The sequence below is a fragment of the Bradyrhizobium sp. SUTN9-2 genome (assembly GCF_003122645.1).
Taxonomy (GTDB): domain Bacteria; phylum Pseudomonadota; class Alphaproteobacteria; order Rhizobiales; family Xanthobacteraceae; genus Bradyrhizobium; species Bradyrhizobium yuanmingense.
In genome coordinates this window covers 2,222,133-2,239,992 of the sequence record NZ_LAXE01000001.1, presented here as the reverse complement: position 1 = coordinate 2,239,992, position 17,860 = coordinate 2,222,133, and the positions used below count along the sequence as shown (strand labels likewise).

The window sequence follows — 17,860 nt, the reverse complement described above, 5'->3', positions numbered from 1 at the left end:
TTCGGCCCAACCATTCCACATTAACGGTGCAAACGAGGGCGATCCTGGCAACACTTCTATCACGTAGTCCATGCCGCCCCTCAAACGAAAGCACCCCGTATAGGCCGAAGCTGGTGCTCTTCGTGGCACAGTTCCCATCAGCCATGAGATGGGCACAAATCTGAGCGGGATTGAGGACCGATTTGATGCAGATGATGTTGTGCATACAGACTGCAGGACTAACGCGAGCCGGAGACTTATCCATTGACCAGCATCTCACCGACGCTACAGAGCTTTGATCGCGTCAAAATCGGCTTCGAAGGGAGCTAGCGTGATTATGGGCCTCGAAATGGCAGCGCGGGTCTCAGCAGGTCGTAAAAGCAGCATTATAGGTCCTCCTTCGAACTCATCGCGGTCAACTGCCATCTGTCGGCATTGATTGGCAGGACAACAGCAAGTGTCGTACCAGTCGCAAAGACCATTGAAAGCCAGTCTAAAGTAATGGCCTGCGACACAATTCAACGAACCGCTGATACCGTCGACACGAGCAGTCCAGACATGGGTCGGGAATACGACAACCGCCGCTCCGGTCATTGCTTCAGATAGTTGAGCACGATAAAGAGAAGGCCACAATATCGGATCGCCTCGGCGCCGGTCGGTCGCAATTCGCTTACAGTGAAACGCTAGATCACTCCAACTCGCTCAACGGGACAAAGGCCGCGGCCTTCTTAGGGTCTGCGACGGCATCCTTTAAAACCTTGAACACTCGCTGATCGATCGGTGACGATGTCACGAAATCTGCATAGGCTTGCTCCAGTATCGCCTTGCACCTAGCTCTGATTTCCGGCTCCTCGGCGCCAGTAAATTGCTCTTCAGCAAAATATTGTCCCATACGCTTTAAGATGTGAAGGCGCGCGACATTCACGATTTTGGGGTCGTAATCGACGCCAAGCAGCGAGAAAAACTCCTCTGCCGAGGAGGCCTTGCTGAGCCGACCCAGGATACCGGCGGACATGGATGAGCTGATCATCGAAAATTCTCCTTCGGATTAGCTCTGGACGGTCAGTGAGATGGGGTGGCGCCTGTTGACTGCTGCCGTTCTGCCTCGCACAGCTGATGCGCATCGCCACGCTCTGACTCCGGAAAGTGGTGCTCTCAACTTCGCTGCCCAGATCGGCAGGTCCGCCGGTGACGAAGCCAGTCCCGATGAAGATCCGGGATCAATGACCACACCACGATCTAGCTTGACGCTCGTCCGGACGATCGTCGGACCAGAAACTAGCCACGCGAAAAGATGCCGATTGGCAGACCGGGGACGGCTGGTCATTGCGTAGGAGATCACGGCATGCATGGCGGAACGGGAAGTAAGATCTGGAGGTGAGATCGCGCCAGGGGATCTGACGTGCGAAAGCTGGACGCCGCTCGCGTCATCAGCGACATCGGACACTGTCCTTGCGGCGCGTCGGTTTGCGAAGCGTCGACGCAAACGTTGCTGGACACGGCTCTTCACGCGGGGTGGTTGCCAAGCATCCGCACACGTCGCGCCAGATCGCCGCCACGGTTTCGCGCTCGACCGGCAGCTTGTGCTCGATGGCATATTTGCGGACTTGCGACAGGATCTGCCTGGCTTGATCGTCGCTGGCGACGAGCTGCAGTTCATCCAGTAACGCGGTGATCGCCGCAAGTCCGGAATGCTTGCCGAACACAAAGCGGTTGCAGCGGCCAAGCAAGGCGGGATCAAGCGATTGATAGGTGCGCTGATCTTTCAAAAGGCCAGCGACATGAATGCCGGATTCGTGCGTAAATACATGCTGTCCGACGATCGCCTTGTTCATAGGAATCGCACGTGCGGCCGCGGCTGCTACCACCGTGGCGACGTTCTCGAGCTCCGTGAATATGATGCCGGTCTCGCCCCCGTAGAGCTGCTTGAGGGCGACCGCGATTTCCTCGAGCGGTGCATTTCCGGCTCGCTCGCCCAGCCCGATGACGCTCACTGAGGCGTGGCTCGCGCCAGCCCTGATGGCGGAGAGCGTGTTCGCGGTTGCGAGTCCTAGATCGTCGTGACCGTGAAATTCGAGTTCGAGATCGGTAGTCGCACGCAAATTTCCGACCAGCGCGTAGGTTGCGTCGGGATCAAGCACACTGAGCGTATCTGCAATACGAAAGCGACGCGCGCCCGCGGCCTTTGCAGTCGCCATCAATTTGATGAGAAACTCCATGTCCGCGCGGGAGGAGTCCTCACCACCGACGGCGACCTGAAGTCCGCGCTCACAGGCATAGCCTACCACTCGCTTCACCCGTTCTAGCGCCAGGTCGCGATGACCACCTAGCTTGGCCGCGATCTGGACATCGGAGGTCGGGATCGACATATTGATCATGGACACCTTTGCTTCGATCGCCGCGTCGACATCAGTTTCCCGCATCCGGCACCAGCCTATGGTGGTCAGCGGAAGATCTGCTTCGACAATGGCGCGGATGGCGGCGATCTCCTCTTTGCCCATCGCCGGCGTTCCCGCCTCGATCTCCGTGACTCCGGCCCGCGCCAGCGCCAGCGCGATCGCCAGCTTTTCCTCTGTGGTGAACGCAACGCCAGGTGCCTGCTCGCCGTCGCGCAATGTCGTGTCGTTGAGCACGGTGGTCTTGGCGCGCACCTGGTCGGACCATGACGATTTGGCGGCGGTGTTGGCGGCAGTCACGCAAGAGCTACTCATTGTTTGACCTACCTACGCTTGAGCAACCAGCATGCCAGCCTGCCGTCCCGGCCAACCAATTGACGACTCTACCGCTTCCGTCCTCGACCTTGTTGAGCAAATGAATTGTCGCAAATGCAACAGGTCATGAAGCGGACGCCTTGCCTGTTGCTACGCCGTGTACGAACGTTAGCAATTGCGGCTCGCCAGGATGTGAGAATTGTCGCCGAGCACTTGGGAGCCGCCGCGGTCTTGAACACATGGTCACTCATTCGCATGGAAACCGCGTCAGCCGCGCCCTCAACGTCCCGCGCGGCTTACCAAATCGGGCGAGGCTTTCTCGGATGACGGCGCAATCGCCGGCTCTTCTGGCCTTTGAGATGACCGGTCGCCGGCGACAGCTATCCCAGTTGCCGCCTGCGACAACAGATCGCGCCGGCGCTCGGCCATTCGGCTCTCACTGCGTTCTTCACCGAAGCAGATGTCGAATTCGCTACATTGATTGCACACGGGTGTCGTGCACATCACAGAACCTTCGTTCTCGCAAAGCATCCGGTAGAAGAAGCGCTTCCAACGCATATTATTAACATTACGCGCGGCGAGCGGCGCGAAATGACGGCTCAGCAGCCGAGAGAGTTCGCCACGATTGCGCAAACCGAGAGCTTCCCACAGATGGTCCGGCTCTATCGCGCGGCGCGCGATCATCGAAGCCAGCCAGCAGCCAGTATCCCCCTCCGTCGAGCGTTGTGTGAGCAAAAGATCGCGAAGCATTGCGATCTCCTCGTCCTCTTCCCACTTGATGGGCGAGACCCGCTCCGCGGGCTTGATCTCGGTTGTGGGGAAGTACTGCTCCAGTAAGGCCGCCAATTCAAAGCCAGGCAGGCCAACCTTCTCAGGAAGGGAGCCACCATCCATCGTGGCAGCCGCCAGGATAGACGCCAGGACATGGCGATCGAGATTGCTGTCGGTCGCGATATCGGCATCCGCAGGAGGCACGCCGGTGAGCAGGCGGTAGATCCCAATTCCGCTTTGGAACTGGTTGGCGGCATCAACGGCACAAGCAGTGATGAACGGAACGATGTGCGGCTCGGACATACTTCTGCGGGTTTTCAAATGGCGAGGTTCGCGACTGCGCATTCGTCATTTCATGAGGGTCGAGCGTCAGTATGCCGGTCTCCAGGGAGGAATAGTGTGGGAGACCGGCATCTGTCACGCGCCCTTACAACGCCGTGACGCGCGACCTTTACGAGGCTGCGAGTTCGGCCGCGGTCTTGCCGATGATGGATTCATCCACGGGCTTCATAATGCCATGCTCCATCAGCATGTCCTCGAGTTCATCCATGGAGATCGGGGTGGGGATAATGCCTTTGCCGCCATTATTGTGAACCTTGGTTGCAAGATTGCGATAGTGATCAGCCTGCTTAGAATCAGGTGCATATTCGAGAACCGTCATTCTCCGCAACTCTGCATGCTGCACCACGTTGTCGCGCGGCACGAAGTAGATCAGCTGAGTGCCTAGCTTCTTGGCCAACGCCTCTGCCAACTCCAGCTCCTTGTCGGTCTGCCGCTCGTTGCAGATCAACCCGCCCAGCCGCACGCCGCCAGAGTTCGCGTATTTCAGGATGCCCTTGGAGATGTTATTGGCGGCATACATCGCCATCATTTCACCGGACATCACGATGTAGATTTCCTGCGCCTTGTTCTCGCGGATTGGCATAGCAAAGCCGCCGCAAACAACGTCGCCAAGCACGTCGTACGAAACATAGTCGATGTTCTCGTAGGCGCCGTTCTCTTCCAGAAAATTGATCGACGTGATGACACCGCGGCCGGCACAACCGACACCTGGCTCAGGACCACCGGACTCCACGCAGCGAATGTCCTTGTAGCCGACCTTCATTACGTCCTCGAGTTCTAGGTCCTCCACGCTGCCGGCGCTCGCGGCAAGGCTCAAAATCGTGTCTTGCGCCTTGGCGTGCAGAATCAGGCGGGTCGAATCCGCCTTCGGATCGCATCCTACAATCAGGATTTTCTGACCCATCTCGGCTAGCGCCGCCAGCGTGTTCTGCGAAGTGGTGGATTTGCCGATGCCGCCTTTGCCGTAGAACGCGATTTGTCTCAGTGAAGACATGTTACTCTCCATCAACCGATTTGCCAAAAGTTGCGCGCTTCTTGTGCGAGCTTGGTTCTCTCACAGAAGCGGGGGCACACGGGTTCAAGGGAAGGAGCGCATCGCTCGCCTTGGGCGTCGGCGTGCACTCAGCCCTCACTCAGTGTTGCTGCAGCTCATTAGCAACAGCCGTGCCAGCGCCTCACTCCATACATCAAGCTTCTGACTACGCTTACAAAAGCCACCCAGCCGGCGCGTGATCGTTTGTTGTCTTGGATGTGACGCGATCTGCGCGGCTGTCGGAAAACAAACAAACAACCACAAACATCAACGACAAAAGCCGGAATCACGGGATCTATTCCGATCTCTCCAGTTGTGGAACGGAACTTGCTGTTCCTCTCGCAAGCCGCCCGATTTCGGGAGAATGAATATGCCGGACGGACTCGAAACTTGGCGGACCAGTGGCAAGTGTTGCAAGTGCGGAACGGCGCTTGGTGCGCAGATATCATACCGAAGAACTTCGAATGGGCTCGCGGTAGCCGCAGCGGCCTGCCACTCAGTCAGCTCAGCACCCCTACATAGGTAGGCCATGGCGACAATCATCGTTTATCAGAAGCCCGGCTGCGCAAATAACGCGCGCCAAGTGCAAGCGCTAAAGACCGCCGGCCACGACGTGGTCGTGAAAGACATCTTGAATCAGCCATGGCATGCGGACGAACTGCGTAGCTTCTTTCGTAAGATGCCCGTTAGCTCCTGGTTCAACCGAGCCGCGGCCCGTATCAAGTCAGGCGAAGTCAATCCCGATGCTATCGACGCGGCAAGCGCACTCGCATTGATGGTAGGGGATCCGCTCCTGATACGACGACCGCTGATCGACCTAGACGGGACACGAAGTGCCGGCCTCAATCGTGAGCCAGCGCTGTCGCTGCTCGGCGGCAAGACGCAAGATGATCTCGAGGTATGCTTGCACGAAGGACAGTGCGCGCCCTGCCGTCAGGCGTGAAGACGCTGAGCGGCCCTGCCAGCTCACGAGCGAGGCAAAACAGTGTGGTTTTTCACTTCGGCTAGCTTCACGCGGGTAACCGCGGGAACCTCCGCCAAGACGGCGCGCGAGTGATTGCTCGTAGCGCGCGGCATCGCCGGTATTCCACTGGAATGCCGCTTCCGCTTTGTAAACGTGTGAGAGACGTAGCCGCACTCTGTAAACCTTTATACCTCCGCGGCCCGCCTTGGATCGGAGCGCCAACGCCGCGAAGCAGATTCTTCAAAGCATTCGTTTGACTGACTACTGGATTGAATAACGATCAAAACAGAACATGTTTCGCAGCCGTGATCCTAATACAACTCAGCGGGACAATTGTCCTAAGTCGCTTCGATTTTGATTGGTATCAAATACTACTCCGTTCCTCATGTGTGACAGAGATCTCGCGCGGCTGCTCGCGCGAGTTTTGGAATGGAGACTTCGATGAGAGTACTAACAGTTCTGGCGAGGGCATCGGTCATCGCGCTGGCGAGCTCGTTGGCCAGCAATTCGGTCCGAGGTGCGGATCTGGGCCCGGCGCCGACCTACTACAAAGCGCCTGCAATTGCGGCCTCCAGTCCCTGGATGATCCGCCTGCGCGTGCTCGGCGTTCTGCCGGATACCGCAGGTAGCTCAGTCAACGTTGCCGGAACGCCGTCGCTGTCGTCACCGAGTTCGGGGCTTTCGCTCAGCGAGCGAGCCATACCAGAGCTCGATATCACCTACTTCTTCACAGAAAACGTGTCCGCTGAGCTTATTCTCGGCGCGACTCGCCATCACATCAACGGCAATGGCGCACTCACGGGACTCGATATCGGCACCGCCTGGCTGTTGCCGCCAACACTAACCCTGCAATATCACTTCACCGATTTCGGCCCGCTGAAGCCGTATATCGGCGCGGGCATCAACTACACTGCATTCTTCAACGAATCGGCAGCCAATTTGTCGCTCGGCGGCGTTACCGTCACGGATCTACACATCAGAAACCAATTCGGCGCGGCGGTCCAATTCGGCTTCGATTATATGCTTGACCGTCACTGGGGCCTCAACTTGGACGTGAAGAAGCTGTGGCTGCGGCCGGAGTACTCCGCGACCGTAAACAATGCGGTCGCCGTCACCGGGCGCGCCAATATCGACCCATGGCTCGTCAGCGGCGGCGTCGCTTACAGGTTCTGAGGGCGAGAACACGGTCAGGGAGATTCCGTATGATCGACTCGGACGCTGCGAGCGCGTCAAGCGTGTCTCCTACCCTCACCGTGTACAGTGGGGAGCCGGCTGACACGTCGTCGCCGCGTCAGCTGGCCAGAGGCAGACAATCATTCCCAGCATTGCTCTCGCTGTGAGCTACGGATCGGGCGGCACGTAGTGACTATACACGAACAGATCGGCGCGTTATAATCTATTATTGCTTCGGCGCGCCTCGCAAAGGAGCCACTTGGCGTATTTGGCCTCATAAGAGGCGATGTGCCGCGCCCATGACAATGACCTAGTGTTAGCGACCCGGAGCTCGAGTTGGACGGTCAACCTCAGACGATCCGAGCTCCGAGCGGCCGAGCAGCTCCTGGACGAGCACGCCGTCCATGCTTGCGGGTCCGGTCAAGTGGTCGCCAGCACCATCACAAAGCGGTCGACGCGTTTGCCCTGCTTGAGGTGGGATTTGACGATCTCGTCAACGTCCTCAGGCGTGGTCACGCGGTCCCAGATTCCGCCGGGATAGACGACAAGCAAGGGACCAGAGTTACAAAATCCAAGGCAGCCCGCCATCGTGAAACCGATATCGTTGAGGCCTTGCGCTTCGATCGCCTAGCCCATTCGATCCCACAAGGCTTGCGCGCCTGAGGCGCCGCAACTGCCATGGGGATGCCCTGGTGGACGCTGCGTGTTGCAGGCAAAGACATGATGCCGATAAAGCTGCGGAAGCTCCATTACTTTTTCGGAGTTCATGCGCGTCCTCTTTTGATGCTGAAGTAATGAGGTGCGAGCACATAATGCCCAATAGTCTCTTACGATTGAACGCACCATGATTCCCAGCCGCGCTTGCGAAACAGGCGCGATGAGCTGGCGCCATAGCGGTTGTCGTCGCCAAAGATGAGCGATAGATACCCGGGCGTCCCCGAGCCGCCTCCCTATCAATTCCAACCTCTCTGCTGTCATGTCGATTTGTTTATCCACTCGTCGCTTATTCACGAAGTTAAGGTAAGTTGCACACCAGCGTTCGCTTCTGCAACGACCCTTTGCTTTGGACGGCGCGCCTCGCAATTATTGCCGAAGTTGGGGACAATGTCGTTCGCTTCTCGCTTCTATTAGCGGTCACCGATAGGCCAAAAGCCCATGGCCTCGCAGCTCAATGGCATCGACCGGAAAGACTCCAAAAACCCTCGGACCCATTCGCTCATCAAATCCCGCGGTTTCTGTTCGCTCATCTCGGCCTCGCAGTTTCCTGCTTGAAGACGTCGACCGCAGTCCGGCTCAGCCGAAAGATCCCGCGGCCACGAGTGAGCGGCCGATAAGCCGAGCTGGCACGGGTGTTGAGGACATCAAACCATTGGTCTGGCGTGAGCTTGGCCGGACGCTCGCTGATTTGTATCACCCTCCCGTTCGGGGCGAAGCGGACGTGGATGACGATTTCTTGCGAGTTCATACGATCCCTATTTGGTAACACTAACGATCACGGGCCGAGGAGACCGACGATCTCGATCATAACGTGCTTGGCTTCTGGCACTCGGCGCAGGCCTCAAGCCGAGCCTTGGACGCCGAGACTTTTTATGATTGAGCAGGCCTTCTCCGCGCTCGCCTGGAATATTTCTCTCCTCCCTTTCCTGGTCGAGTACATGGCGCCGGTGGCATCCAGCGCGTCCTGCATTCTTGTGGATCACGATGTACAAAGCACGTATCCTTGGTCCGCTTGCTCGTCTCTTGCGATGATAGGTGTGCGCCCATCCAGCGGACACTCCGCAAATTCAGTGCTCGCCGCACAAGTCCTTTTGGCCAGCAGGACGCTAGTCGGCCGCAATCCGCACGCAGCGATCCGATCGAGCGAGCATATGAAGATCGAGACGAGACAATTGTCGGAAACGGCTGATCCGATAACTCTGACGCATCACAGCGACTCCAAGAAACCTGCGAAAAACGGCGCCGCAGCCCAACAAAAGGGCCCATGTCGGCTCCAGCCGCAGCAAGTGGCCGTCGTTCGATTTCGATCAATTCTTTCGCGGTGAACGCCATCGGGGCCTCTCTTCGACCAAAGGGCTGATCCCTTATTGCCAGAACAGACGCTCAGGATCCGCGTTCAGTTCGTCGATTGCAGAGGGCAAGCGGAGGTAAAGGCTGTAAAATTCCCAGATTCCCCGGGCATGATTCTTCCGAAAAAGCTTCCAGATACCGCTGACGGTATCATAACGAATTAGGGCGACATCGATGAGAGCGCCATCTGCGTCGATGTTGCGCGAACAACAAGGGCTCTCGACGAGGTAGCCGCCCCTCACCGGAGCCACTTTCGGCGAGACGTAAAGATAGCGCTTACGCGCGCTCAAGCCGCGCTCAATTCGTTTGCGATCGAGCTCGTTTGGGTGAGGCAGCAGCCCCGTCTTTGCTTTCCTCATCAGCGCGGCATTCATGGCGAAAGCCTCCTTCAAAGCACTGTTATTTCTTCTTCAAGACAGCCGATGAGCAGCGCCTCACCAAAATCGACAATATAGACCGGCACGTTCGCTTCGGTGTGGATAGCGACTTTGATGATTTCGCCGGCTGCTCCGGCGGTGAGCAACACTCCCTCGGGCTCCGCGTTCGGAAATGAGCTATCGTTGGTGAGGTCGACTGCGGCTTTGACTCGCTGGCCCCGTCGATACTTCGGAACGCCTTGCTGAGTCATGACTCCTCCGGTAATGGCAGATCATCGATCTTCTCGCAGATGTCGGCCGGCTCTAGTTCCTTGCGTTTCATGCCAACGCGGTGGCCGCTGTCCAGAAACTCCACACCGTAGATGTAGAATTGCTGCAAGAAAGTGCCGATCGAGACGACGTAACCCACCTCCCCCTTCTTGACTAAGACGTCACCAATCTCCTTGCCGGGATAGGTCCCATCGTTTCGGATGGTGCGATTGGCTCGGAGCTTTTGGCCAAAGCTGAAGACGGGTGCGTCGTTGAGCTCGACGATGTCGCTGTCGCGAACAATGCTATCCATATTCCCCTCCTCATGCGCCGCTCACTCTAGAACTGCAGAGACGCCGCCTAGCTCACGCCGGCGACACTCTGAATCATTTCGTGCTCACGGGCCGTATCGTCAATCACATCGACCATGGGAGGGCTGCCTCGGAGGCCGCTCTCGTACTACGAAGCGCCCTCGCACCGCCAGGATGCCGCCAGGCCGTGCTGCCGGCCCAGTAGCACCACCGCAGGACAATGCAGGGCAGTCGTCGTCCCGGAGGGCGCGAACCCAGGCGCCTGCGACGAGGGCGACGCTTGCTACGGATTCAACACCAGGTCTTACCTTGCCGCTCATGAGACCTCATGCTTTAATCTGGCGCTTGATAGCGAGGCAAGGACCTGTCAACCACGCAGGTACTGTCGACCGGACAGGCGGCTGCACATTGCGGCTCGTCAAAATGGCCAACGCATTCGGTGCATTTCGCCGCTTCAATGAAAAAGCTTCCCTCCTTCTCCGATATAGCACCGTTCGGGCATAAGGGTTCGCAGGCTGAGCAGCCCGTACACTGCGAGGCGATGATTTTGAACGGCACATATTCCCCCTTACGCCGCGGAGATCCGATCTCCCAGCGGAATCGCGGCGTCGCCGCGCTCTACATGCTGGACTTCCCCGCGCCTCACCTTGTCGAGATAGGATCTGAACCAAGCGATTGCCGACTTCTCAATGAACTCATAGGCGAATTGATCGACCGGCTCGATGCCCGCCTTGATCAAATTGCTTTTCGGGCCCCCGCCAATCTTGGCCACGAAGACTGCATGGCAGTCACGGATATCGCGCATGATGGCGGGAAGTCTATCTTCCTCGCCATAACCGCCCTGGCAGTAAACCTCCACACGGCGTCGACCAACGAACTTGGCGCCGGATGTGGAAAGCTCGTACACTTGGAATTCCTTTGCATGCCCAAAGTGCTCGTTGATCAACCCCGACCCCTTGCTTGCCACCGCCACCAGAAGAGTGATCGCGCTGATCTCTCCGGAAAGCTTCTCAAGCTCCTCTTTGCAGGCCTCGGCTTTGGAGACGCGCTCATTCTCAACCCTTTGCTGATAAGCCTTGCGTATCTCTAGGTCATATTGGACGTCCATTTTCATCACCTGATCAGCGGTGAACTCCGGGGTGCGATCGTCCCCGAGTAGACCAACCGCGTCGGCGCGGCACTGGCGACAATGCCGCATCATGTTTATCTGCCCTTCACAAGCATCTTGCAGCGCTTTCAGTTCTTGCGCCGTCGGGCCGCGCTGACCTTTGAGACCAAATTCTGTGCCATGCTCGCGTGCGGAGATCAGCGGCATGATATTGTGAAGGAAGGCACCGCGCGACGTGACCGCCTTGTTGACCTCTACCAAGTGCTCATCATTGATGTTGGGGATCATCACCGAGTTTACCTTGCACAAAATACCCCGTTCGCTAAGCATCTCGAGGCCTTGCAGCTGGCGATCAGTGAGTATCTTTGCCGCCTCGATGCCCGTGTATCGCTTGTGGTTGAAGAAGATCCACGGATAAATCTCGGCCCCGATTTCGGGATCAACCATGTTGATGGTGATGGTGACGTGGTCGACCTTGGACCTGACGATGGTGTCAACATATTCCGGCAGTGCGAGTCCGTTGGTTGACAGACACAGCTTGATGTCGGGGGCCGCCTTAGAGACCAGCTCAAACGTTTCGAACGTCTTTGCTGGATTGGCCAGAGCATCGCCCGGTCCAGCGATGCCAAGCACCGTCATCTGCGGAATGGCGGTCGCGACCGCGAGCACTTTTCTCACTGCCTGCTCAGGGGTGAGCTTCTCGCTCACCACGCCCGGACGCGATTCATTAGCGCAGTCGTATTTTCGGTTGCAGTAATTGCATTGAATGTTGCAGGCCGGCGCGACAGCGACATGCATGCGAGCGTAATGATGGTGCGCGTCTTCGCTATAGCAGGGATGATTTTTGACCTTTTCCCAGATTTCGCTTGGCAGACCGCCTTGGCTGGCCTTCGAGCCGAAGCTCGCCTGACCGGTCTTGGACAAAGCGCAGCAGGTCTTATGATCGGTGGCGGGCTGCATCATCTTGCGGTGATCTACCGTAGCTTTGACATATTTTCCGCGTCCGACGACAGCGTTCATTCGCTTCTTCCCTGGAGACATCGTCGCCCTCCTAGGACCATCCTTGAGCGCGCCTCAAGGTGCTCGGTAGCAACTTGCATGCCATGGCCAGATTGATGCAATTGCAGCCGCAGGCCACGAGCTAGGCGACGTTACCACTGACGCATGCCACAACAGCAATGATGAGCTTGTTGGCAAAGCGACAGATAAGTCGCCATTCTCACCCAGAGCTCCGTGCCTTCCGCATTCATTCTCGCACTAAGCTCACCCGAACCCGGCTCGATCGAATGCGTTTGCCGCATTGCGGCTCTCGCAGGCCCGATACGCGCTGGGAATCCCGGCTCGACAAGGGCAGTAATGGGTACCAGCTATCGTAATGAACTCTCAGCGACGGGGCGCGGCTCGACTGATCGAGCGATTGGCTGCTTCATCAATTCCGTTGCTGCAGCACTATCTTTGCTAATGTCGGTATGCTGGGTCGCCGCTGACCGCATTGCGCTTAACTTGCTGCGGCGGCGCAAACTTGCTGGCGAAGAAGCCGGCCAATGCGTCTGGCAGTGCGGGAGTGTCTTCACGGATCGAGCCCGGTCTCGTCCCGCTTTTTCGCATTGATTGTGATCGGCAACCGGGTGTCGCTCGCCATCTCAGGCAAATCGAACACCCAGCCATTAGCCACTTTGATCCAGCCGCCCCATAGCGTCTCGTACTCGGATTCCACGATTTTCTCCTCGAGATCCTTTTTTGGCACGTAGATGGACAGGCCCTCCGGAGACCGGCGGATCATTATTTTCACGAGGACTACTCCCTAGCTGTGCCGCGGGAGGCGGCGCGCATGCGAGCTACAATGTCGGACACAGCGCACACGACCTTATCGACTTCCGCCAACGAGGTCTCACGCGATAGAGAAAAGCGCACGGCGCCGTGCATCCGCCACGTCGGCACCTGCATAGCACACAGAACATGCGATGGCTGCATTGAACCGGAGTTGCAGGCTGATCCGAGCGACACGGCTATTCCCGCCTGATCGAGATGATGGGCGATGGCTTCGCCTTCGAGATGGTCGAAGGCAATATTGGCCGTGTTCGCCAACCGATTGCTGACATCGCCGAGCACAGCGCACTCCCCATTGCGCAAGATTCCATGTTCGAGGCGGTCGCGCAAAGCGCCAATGCGAACGCGCTCCGGTTCAAGCCGCTCCGCCGCAAGGGCGGCAGCCTTTCCCAGGCCGACGATCCCGGGAACATTCTCGGTCCCGCCGCGGCGCCCTCGTTCCTGTGATCCGCCGCAGATTAACGGTCGGAATTTGGTCCCTTTGCGCAAATATAACGCGCCGACTCCCTTGGGGCCGTGCATTTTGTGCGCGGATAGCGACAGCATGTCGATCGCGCTTTCCTTTAGGTTTAAAGGCACCTTACCAATTGCCTGGACCGCATCTGTGTGAAACAGCGCGCCCGCCTCACGCGTCAATCCTGCCAGAAGTTCCACAGGAAATTGCGTTCCGGTCTCGTTATTGGCCCACATAACGGAGGCAATGGCTGTGCGTGGCCCAAGCGCGCAGCGAAATGCCTCGATATCGAGCCGACCGCAAGCGTCTACGGGTACTATGTGCGTCTTGACTCCCCTTGTCATTAATTGCTGAGTTAGCGCAAGTACAGCGGAGTGCTCAACCGAAGTGGTGACAATCTCGTCTCGCTCTTCCTGCGTCGCCACCGCAGAGAGGATCGCCGCATTATTGGCTTCGGTCCCTCCCGAGGTGAAGACGATTTCACGATCGTATGCGTTGCCTAACAGGTCCCTCAGGCTTCGCCGGGCCTGCCTCACAGCAACTGCGACGTCGTTGCCAAAGGCATGCCTGGATGAGGCATTGCCGAAGTTCTCAGTGAAGAACGGCAACATCGCTTTCACGACAGACGGATCAGTCCGTGTCGTTGCATTGTTATCGAGGTAAATCGGCACGCGATCTTTCAATCCACTGCCCACGAGTACCAGAAACGAGGATTAGCTGACCAATCCGAGGATTTTACCCACGTGCCGCGCCTGCGTACGTCCCACGCTCGCCATCGAAAGCTTACACGACGTACAGGCACCGGCCAGTCTCGCCATGAACATGCTGCCATCGATGCCAATCAGCTGCCAGTCGCGACCGTGTAGAATGAGGCATGATATCTTCGAGCGCGCCGCGAATGCGACGCTCCCGCTTTGTTGTAGTGGACCACGATTGCCTCAGTTGCTTTGGCTCGACCGGCGGACTTCGACGTTTTCTCCTCATCACCTGAACAATGTTTTTCATCAGCGGAACGATTTCCCGCAGGAGCAGTTCGCGGTAGCGTTCGGGTTGTGAAAGGTAAATCCAGAGCCCTCCAGCGCCACGACGAAGTCGATCGTCGTACCGATTAGACGATCGCTGCTCTTGTTATCCACGAACACCTTCAGGCCATCGCATTCGATGACGGTGTCGTCAGGATTCGGCTCTTCGGCAAGACCCATCTTATATTTGAACCCACTGCAGCCGCCTGCTTCAATCATGACGCGCAGACCGCCGGACGGGAGCGTGGACGATGACATCGCACTCTTGATCGCATTCACTGCGCTATCGGTCAGGTTGATCACGTCTTTCCCTCAGCAGCTTGAACGTAACCAAGAGCAAGTCACGTGCCAGCGCGCAGACGCTTGTTGATGCGCGCCTTCGCACGTTGGCTTTGGAACGGGTGTCGGGTTCCTTACAAGCTACTTGAGGCGGGGCGACCCAATGACGCGCTGTCTTCTCAAGCTAGACCGCTACGCTGCGGCGGCAGGCAATTTGCATCGCATCCGGACGACCAAGGGGTCGGTGAAGAGCTTAGATCAAGGACGCATTTGATGACTGCAATCGAGAACACCGCACTTGGCAGACTTGAGAAGGAGGGCCGCCTGCTTAACGCCGTACTCAAAGGTGCGACTACCAAGCCGGGCCGGTTCGGCTTTCGTGGCGACGTCGCACTGAAGTTCCAGACTCAGGTCGCGGACGAGAAGCGACCGCCGGACTATTCGATCGAGCAGGTTCTAACGTTCGCGCAGGACGGAGAGCACACTATTCCGGTCCTGGCCGGCTACCTACACTCCTTTGCGTATCTTGCTGACGTCGCGACTGTCCTTGACGGCACCTTAAGCCAAACCGGCAGCTACTTCATGTTTTGCAACAACATCGATTTGCTGGCGAAGTACAGAGTGAAGTTCGGCGATATTAACTTCCACGTCTTACCCTGCGATGAATCCACTGTTTGGAAGGAGATGATGGACCTGGTCGGGCTGAACAAGGATGATATCAAGAAGCTCGATCCGCGGGGTAAGCTTGATTGCCTCCTCGATGCCACGAAGGATCTCGATCTGTCGTGTGAGGAGATCTCGTATGACGACGGGCTAAAGAGGATGGAAGCCGTGAAAAATCGCAACGAGAACCGGCCGGTCTAAGCGCAGTCTTCAGTTATTTGCCCATGCATCGTCTTCGACAAGATGCACACCAACGATGCAGATATCGCCATCCAGAACTGCCAACGCGATCGGCGTGAGCGCTCTACCCTGACATGGACCTTCGACGCACCGCCCGGTGCCGAGTTCGAAGGTCGAACCGTGCTTGCCGCACATCAACCGGGTGCCGCAAGGATCGAGGAATTGGTTCTGCTCCCAGTCCAATCTGACGCTGTTGTGCGGGCATTTATTGACATAGCCAAGCACCTTTTTGCCCCAGCGCACCACGATGATGGACCACGGCCGGTGCTTGCCGTCATCTTCGACGACCATAAGATGAAATCCCATGGCTTGGCGGCTCGGAATGTCGTTGAAGCCGCAAATTGCATAGATGGGATTTGGCTGCATTCATCACCCGGTTGTTGCAAAGCGCTTTTCATTGTCGTTGTGCAATCAACGTGCAAGAAGTGTACAAGGGCCGGACCGTGTTTCCGGCACTGCAATCGCAAGCTTCGCCGTCGCAGGAGCATTGAGCCTTTGCTGCCCTTTCCATGCCTGGTGCGCAGCTGCAGCTCCAACCTTTCTGGACCATTTGCAGGACCGCTAAACTCGACAACTGCTCTTTGCTGCTCGCCAATCGCCACGCTGCGGAAGCCCCGGTTCCAATGCCCTGCGATGGAGTATTCATCGCAGCATCGCAAGTGCCTTTTTCAGAAAGTGAACGCTCGCTCCCAGCCCGCAATGGGGGCGCACGCGGCGAACATGCGCCCCCTTAGGCTAGCCCTTGCGCCCGCGCATGGAACGGCGAAATGTCCGTCTTCTGGCCCGCTGCTGCTGTTTCAGTCACTTTACCCTGCAAGCGGCTCCCCTACGCCTGCCAAAACCTCTCGAGGAGAGCCATACGCAATGAATGACACTAGATGTTCAGTCCCGAGGTCAAGTGGATGGGATCGATCCGGAAGCGGTCTGGCTCGTTTGCCCAAGCTGTACAGATGGCTTCGTAGGGTGTGGGACCACGTAGCGTTTTCAGCCGTTTGGCGAAGTTGTAGCCGTCCAGGAAGGCGCCGAGGTGATCTTCGAGCTGGCGCTTGGTCTCATAGTGGTATCGCCGGACGGTTGCCTCTTTCAGTGTTCGGTTCATCCTTTCGACCTGACCGTTGGTCCAAGGATGGCAGGGCTTGGTGAGACGATGCTCGATGCCATGTTCCCTGCAGGTCCGGTCGAAAGGATGGCCGCGCCAAATGGCGGTTGGACCCGATCGGTTCTTGGGCAGGTCGGCGAATTGGATGCCGTTGTCCGTGAGCACGGTGTGGATTTTGTAGAGGACAGCCTTGGCCAGGCCGTTGAGGAAAGCCCTGGCGGTGGCAACGGTCGCCTTCTGCATCAGCCGAGCGAAGGCGTACTTCGTGGTGCGGTCCACCGCCACGAAGAGGTAGAGCTTGCCCTCCTCAGTGCGAACCTCGGCGATGTCGATATGGAAGTAGCCGATCGGATAGGCCTTGAAAGGCTGCTTGGCAGGCTTGTCACCGGCGACCTCGGGCAGGCGGCTGATCCCATGGCGTTGCAGGCAACGGTGCAAGGATGACCGCGTCAGATGGGGAATGGTCGCCTGCAGAGTAGGCATACGATGAAGACCGCCCGATTGACGCGTGCGCGCGGGCCCGGCGAGCTCTATGATGGCGTTGCGTGAAGGTCAGGCGGCCTGCTGACCGGCGGGCTTGCCGGCTTGGCCCAGCTTCCATTCCCAGGGCAGCAGTTCGTGCAGACGCGATGTGGGAAGATCGGCGATACGGGCGAGGACGTCGGCGAGCCAGGCCTTGGGATCGACCTCGTTGAGGCGACAGGTCGTGATCATCGTCAGCATGATGGCGGCACGGTCGGCGCCGCGCTGGCTGCCGGCGAAGGTCCAGTTGCGCCGTCCCAAGGCGATGCCTCTCAATGCGCGCTCGGCACAATTATTAGTCAAGCAGATCCTACCATCGTCGAGGAAGCGGGCGAAGTCGTCCCAGCGCCTGAGCATGTAATTCATAGGCTTCAGGACCTCGGAGGAGCGCGAGAGGGTTTCGCGCTCACGCAGCAACCAGGCGTGCATGTCCTCGAGAAGCGGCTTGCTCTTTTCCTGGCGCACGGCACGCCGCTCCTCGGCGCCGCGGCCGTTGATGGCGCGCTCGATCTCGAACAATGCATCCAGGCGTCCGACCGCCTCCAGTGCGATCGGAGAGACCGGTTTGCCCTTCTTACCTTGCCGAGCATTTTTCTCGATGTCGGCCAGCTCGAAGAAGCCCCGTCGTGCATGGGCATAGCAAAACGCCGGCGTAATCGGCCGCGT

The 17,860-nt window shown here is 57.9% G+C and carries 17 protein-coding genes and 2 pseudogenes; 3 read left to right on the top strand and 16 right to left on the bottom strand.

Annotated elements, in window-relative coordinates; genetic code table 11:
- Nucleotides 1-667 precede the first annotated feature (667 nt).
- The 4 genes from nifW to nifH form a co-directional block, all read right to left on the bottom strand.
- Nucleotides 668-1,009, bottom strand: coding sequence for a nitrogenase stabilizing/protective protein NifW (gene nifW, locus XF30_RS10540; RefSeq protein ID WP_109142623.1), 342 nt, complete (start codon nt 1,007-1,009; stop codon nt 668-670).
- Between the two features lie 400 nt (nt 1,010-1,409).
- Nucleotides 1,410-2,630, bottom strand: a complete 1,221-nt coding sequence (gene nifV, locus XF30_RS10535; protein ID WP_244609089.1) for a homocitrate synthase — start codon at nt 2,628-2,630, stop codon at nt 1,410-1,412.
- 339 nt (nt 2,631-2,969) lie between these two features.
- Nucleotides 2,970-3,764: a nitrogen fixation protein NifQ gene (locus XF30_RS10530; RefSeq protein ID WP_192893098.1), complete on the bottom strand. Its 795-nt coding sequence runs from the start codon at nt 3,762-3,764 to the stop codon at nt 2,970-2,972.
- A gap of 148 nt (nt 3,765-3,912) precedes the next feature.
- On the bottom strand, nt 3,913-4,797 hold the full coding sequence (nifH, locus tag XF30_RS10525) for a nitrogenase iron protein (protein WP_027571409.1): 885 nt from the start codon (nt 4,795-4,797) through the stop codon (nt 3,913-3,915).
- A gap of 568 nt (nt 4,798-5,365) precedes the next feature.
- Between nifH and XF30_RS10520 the strand changes: the two genes are divergently transcribed.
- Both XF30_RS10520 and XF30_RS10515 read left to right on the top strand, forming a co-directional pair.
- Nucleotides 5,366-5,779, top strand: coding sequence for an ArsC/Spx/MgsR family protein (locus XF30_RS10520; protein WP_109142622.1), 414 nt, complete (start codon nt 5,366-5,368; stop codon nt 5,777-5,779).
- A gap of 462 nt (nt 5,780-6,241) precedes the next feature.
- Nucleotides 6,242-6,973: an OmpW/AlkL family protein gene (locus XF30_RS10515; protein ID WP_502696083.1), complete on the top strand. Its 732-nt coding sequence runs from the start codon at nt 6,242-6,244 to the stop codon at nt 6,971-6,973.
- A 420-nt stretch (nt 6,974-7,393) separates the two neighbouring features.
- On the opposite strand, the pseudogene XF30_RS10510 reads toward XF30_RS10515, so the two are convergent.
- From XF30_RS10510 to XF30_RS10460, 9 genes and pseudogenes are all read right to left on the bottom strand, one after another.
- Nucleotides 7,394-7,741 (bottom strand): annotated as a pseudogene (locus XF30_RS10510) ((2Fe-2S) ferredoxin domain-containing protein).
- A 1,313-nt stretch (nt 7,742-9,054) separates the two neighbouring features.
- Nucleotides 9,055-9,414, bottom strand: coding sequence for a DUF3024 domain-containing protein (locus XF30_RS10495; protein ID WP_109145649.1), 360 nt, complete (start codon nt 9,412-9,414; stop codon nt 9,055-9,057).
- 14 nt (nt 9,415-9,428) lie between these two features.
- Nucleotides 9,429-9,668: a nitrogen fixation protein NifZ gene (locus tag XF30_RS10490; protein ID WP_109142620.1), complete on the bottom strand. Its 240-nt coding sequence runs from the start codon at nt 9,666-9,668 to the stop codon at nt 9,429-9,431.
- Nucleotides 9,665-9,979 carry a nitrogen fixation protein NifZ gene (locus XF30_RS10485; RefSeq protein WP_109142619.1) on the bottom strand — a complete coding sequence of 105 codons (315 nt, stop codon included), beginning with the start codon at nt 9,977-9,979 and terminating at the stop codon, nt 9,665-9,667. The genes XF30_RS10490 and XF30_RS10485 overlap by 4 nt, the downstream gene beginning before the upstream one ends.
- Nucleotides 9,980-10,310: 331 nt before the next feature.
- Nucleotides 10,311-10,535, bottom strand: a complete 225-nt coding sequence (locus XF30_RS10480) for a 4Fe-4S binding protein (protein WP_109142618.1) — start codon at nt 10,533-10,535, stop codon at nt 10,311-10,313.
- Nucleotides 10,536-10,545: 10 nt separating this feature from the next.
- Nucleotides 10,546-12,105 carry a nitrogenase cofactor biosynthesis protein NifB gene (nifB, locus tag XF30_RS10475; protein WP_192893096.1) on the bottom strand — a complete coding sequence of 520 codons (1,560 nt, stop codon included), beginning with the start codon at nt 12,103-12,105 and terminating at the stop codon, nt 10,546-10,548.
- Nucleotides 12,106-12,655: 550 nt separating this feature from the next.
- Nucleotides 12,656-12,877: a putative nitrogen fixation protein NifT gene (gene nifT / locus XF30_RS10470; protein ID WP_109142617.1), complete on the bottom strand. Its 222-nt coding sequence runs from the start codon at nt 12,875-12,877 to the stop codon at nt 12,656-12,658.
- Between the two features lie 5 nt (nt 12,878-12,882).
- A complete protein-coding gene (nifS, locus tag XF30_RS10465; RefSeq protein ID WP_109145647.1) occupies nt 12,883-14,052 on the bottom strand; it encodes a cysteine desulfurase NifS in 1,170 nt (389 codons plus the stop codon).
- Between the two features lie 321 nt (nt 14,053-14,373).
- Complete coding sequence (locus XF30_RS10460; RefSeq protein ID WP_109142616.1) at nt 14,374-14,694, bottom strand: HesB/IscA family protein; 321 nt, start codon at nt 14,692-14,694, stop codon at nt 14,374-14,376.
- 249 nt (nt 14,695-14,943) lie between these two features.
- On the opposite strand from XF30_RS10460, the gene XF30_RS10455 reads away from it, so the two are divergent.
- Nucleotides 14,944-15,534, top strand: coding sequence for a hypothetical protein (locus tag XF30_RS10455; RefSeq protein WP_109142615.1), 591 nt, complete (start codon nt 14,944-14,946; stop codon nt 15,532-15,534).
- Between the two features lie 9 nt (nt 15,535-15,543).
- Here the strand turns inward: XF30_RS10455 and XF30_RS10450 are convergent, their stop codons facing one another.
- The 3 genes and pseudogenes from XF30_RS10450 to tnpC all read right to left on the bottom strand — a co-directional run.
- Entirely contained in the window at nt 15,544-15,939 is a 396-nt protein-coding gene (locus XF30_RS10450; protein WP_109142614.1) for a Rieske (2Fe-2S) protein, read from the bottom strand.
- A 508-nt stretch (nt 15,940-16,447) separates the two neighbouring features.
- Nucleotides 16,448-17,146 (bottom strand): annotated as a pseudogene (locus XF30_RS10445) (DDE-type integrase/transposase/recombinase); the annotation flags it as partial.
- Nucleotides 17,147-17,224: 78 nt separating this feature from the next.
- Nucleotides 17,225-17,860: IS66 family transposase (gene tnpC / locus XF30_RS10440; protein ID WP_109142613.1), on the bottom strand; the 636-nt coding region annotated here is incomplete at its 5' end.

What these genes read in the sequence shown, in the direction of transcription:
- nifW (WP_109142623.1), bottom strand. Translation starts at nt 1,009, where the DNA reads ATGATCAGCTCATCCATGTCCGCCGGTATCCTGGGTCGGCTCAGCAAG.
- XF30_RS10530 (WP_192893098.1), bottom strand. Translation starts at nt 3,764, where the DNA reads ATGTCCGAGCCGCACATCGTTCCGTTCATCACTGCTTGTGCCGTTGAT.
- nifH (WP_027571409.1), bottom strand. Translation starts at nt 4,797, where the DNA reads ATGTCTTCACTGAGACAAATCGCGTTCTACGGCAAAGGCGGCATCGGC.
- XF30_RS10520 (WP_109142622.1), top strand. Translation starts at nt 5,366, where the DNA reads ATGGCGACAATCATCGTTTATCAGAAGCCCGGCTGCGCAAATAACGCG.
- XF30_RS10515 (WP_502696083.1), top strand. Translation starts at nt 6,242, where the DNA reads ATGAGAGTACTAACAGTTCTGGCGAGGGCATCGGTCATCGCGCTGGCG.
- XF30_RS10495 (WP_109145649.1), bottom strand. Translation starts at nt 9,414, where the DNA reads ATGAATGCCGCGCTGATGAGGAAAGCAAAGACGGGGCTGCTGCCTCAC.
- XF30_RS10490 (WP_109142620.1), bottom strand. Translation starts at nt 9,668, where the DNA reads ATGACTCAGCAAGGCGTTCCGAAGTATCGACGGGGCCAGCGAGTCAAA.
- XF30_RS10485 (WP_109142619.1), bottom strand. Translation starts at nt 9,979, where the DNA reads ATGGATAGCATTGTTCGCGACAGCGACATCGTCGAGCTCAACGACGCA.
- nifB (WP_192893096.1), bottom strand. Translation starts at nt 12,105, where the DNA reads ATGAACGCTGTCGTCGGACGCGGAAAATATGTCAAAGCTACGGTAGAT.
- XF30_RS10455 (WP_109142615.1), top strand. Translation starts at nt 14,944, where the DNA reads ATGACTGCAATCGAGAACACCGCACTTGGCAGACTTGAGAAGGAGGGC.
- XF30_RS10450 (WP_109142614.1), bottom strand. Translation starts at nt 15,939, where the DNA reads ATGCAGCCAAATCCCATCTATGCAATTTGCGGCTTCAACGACATTCCG.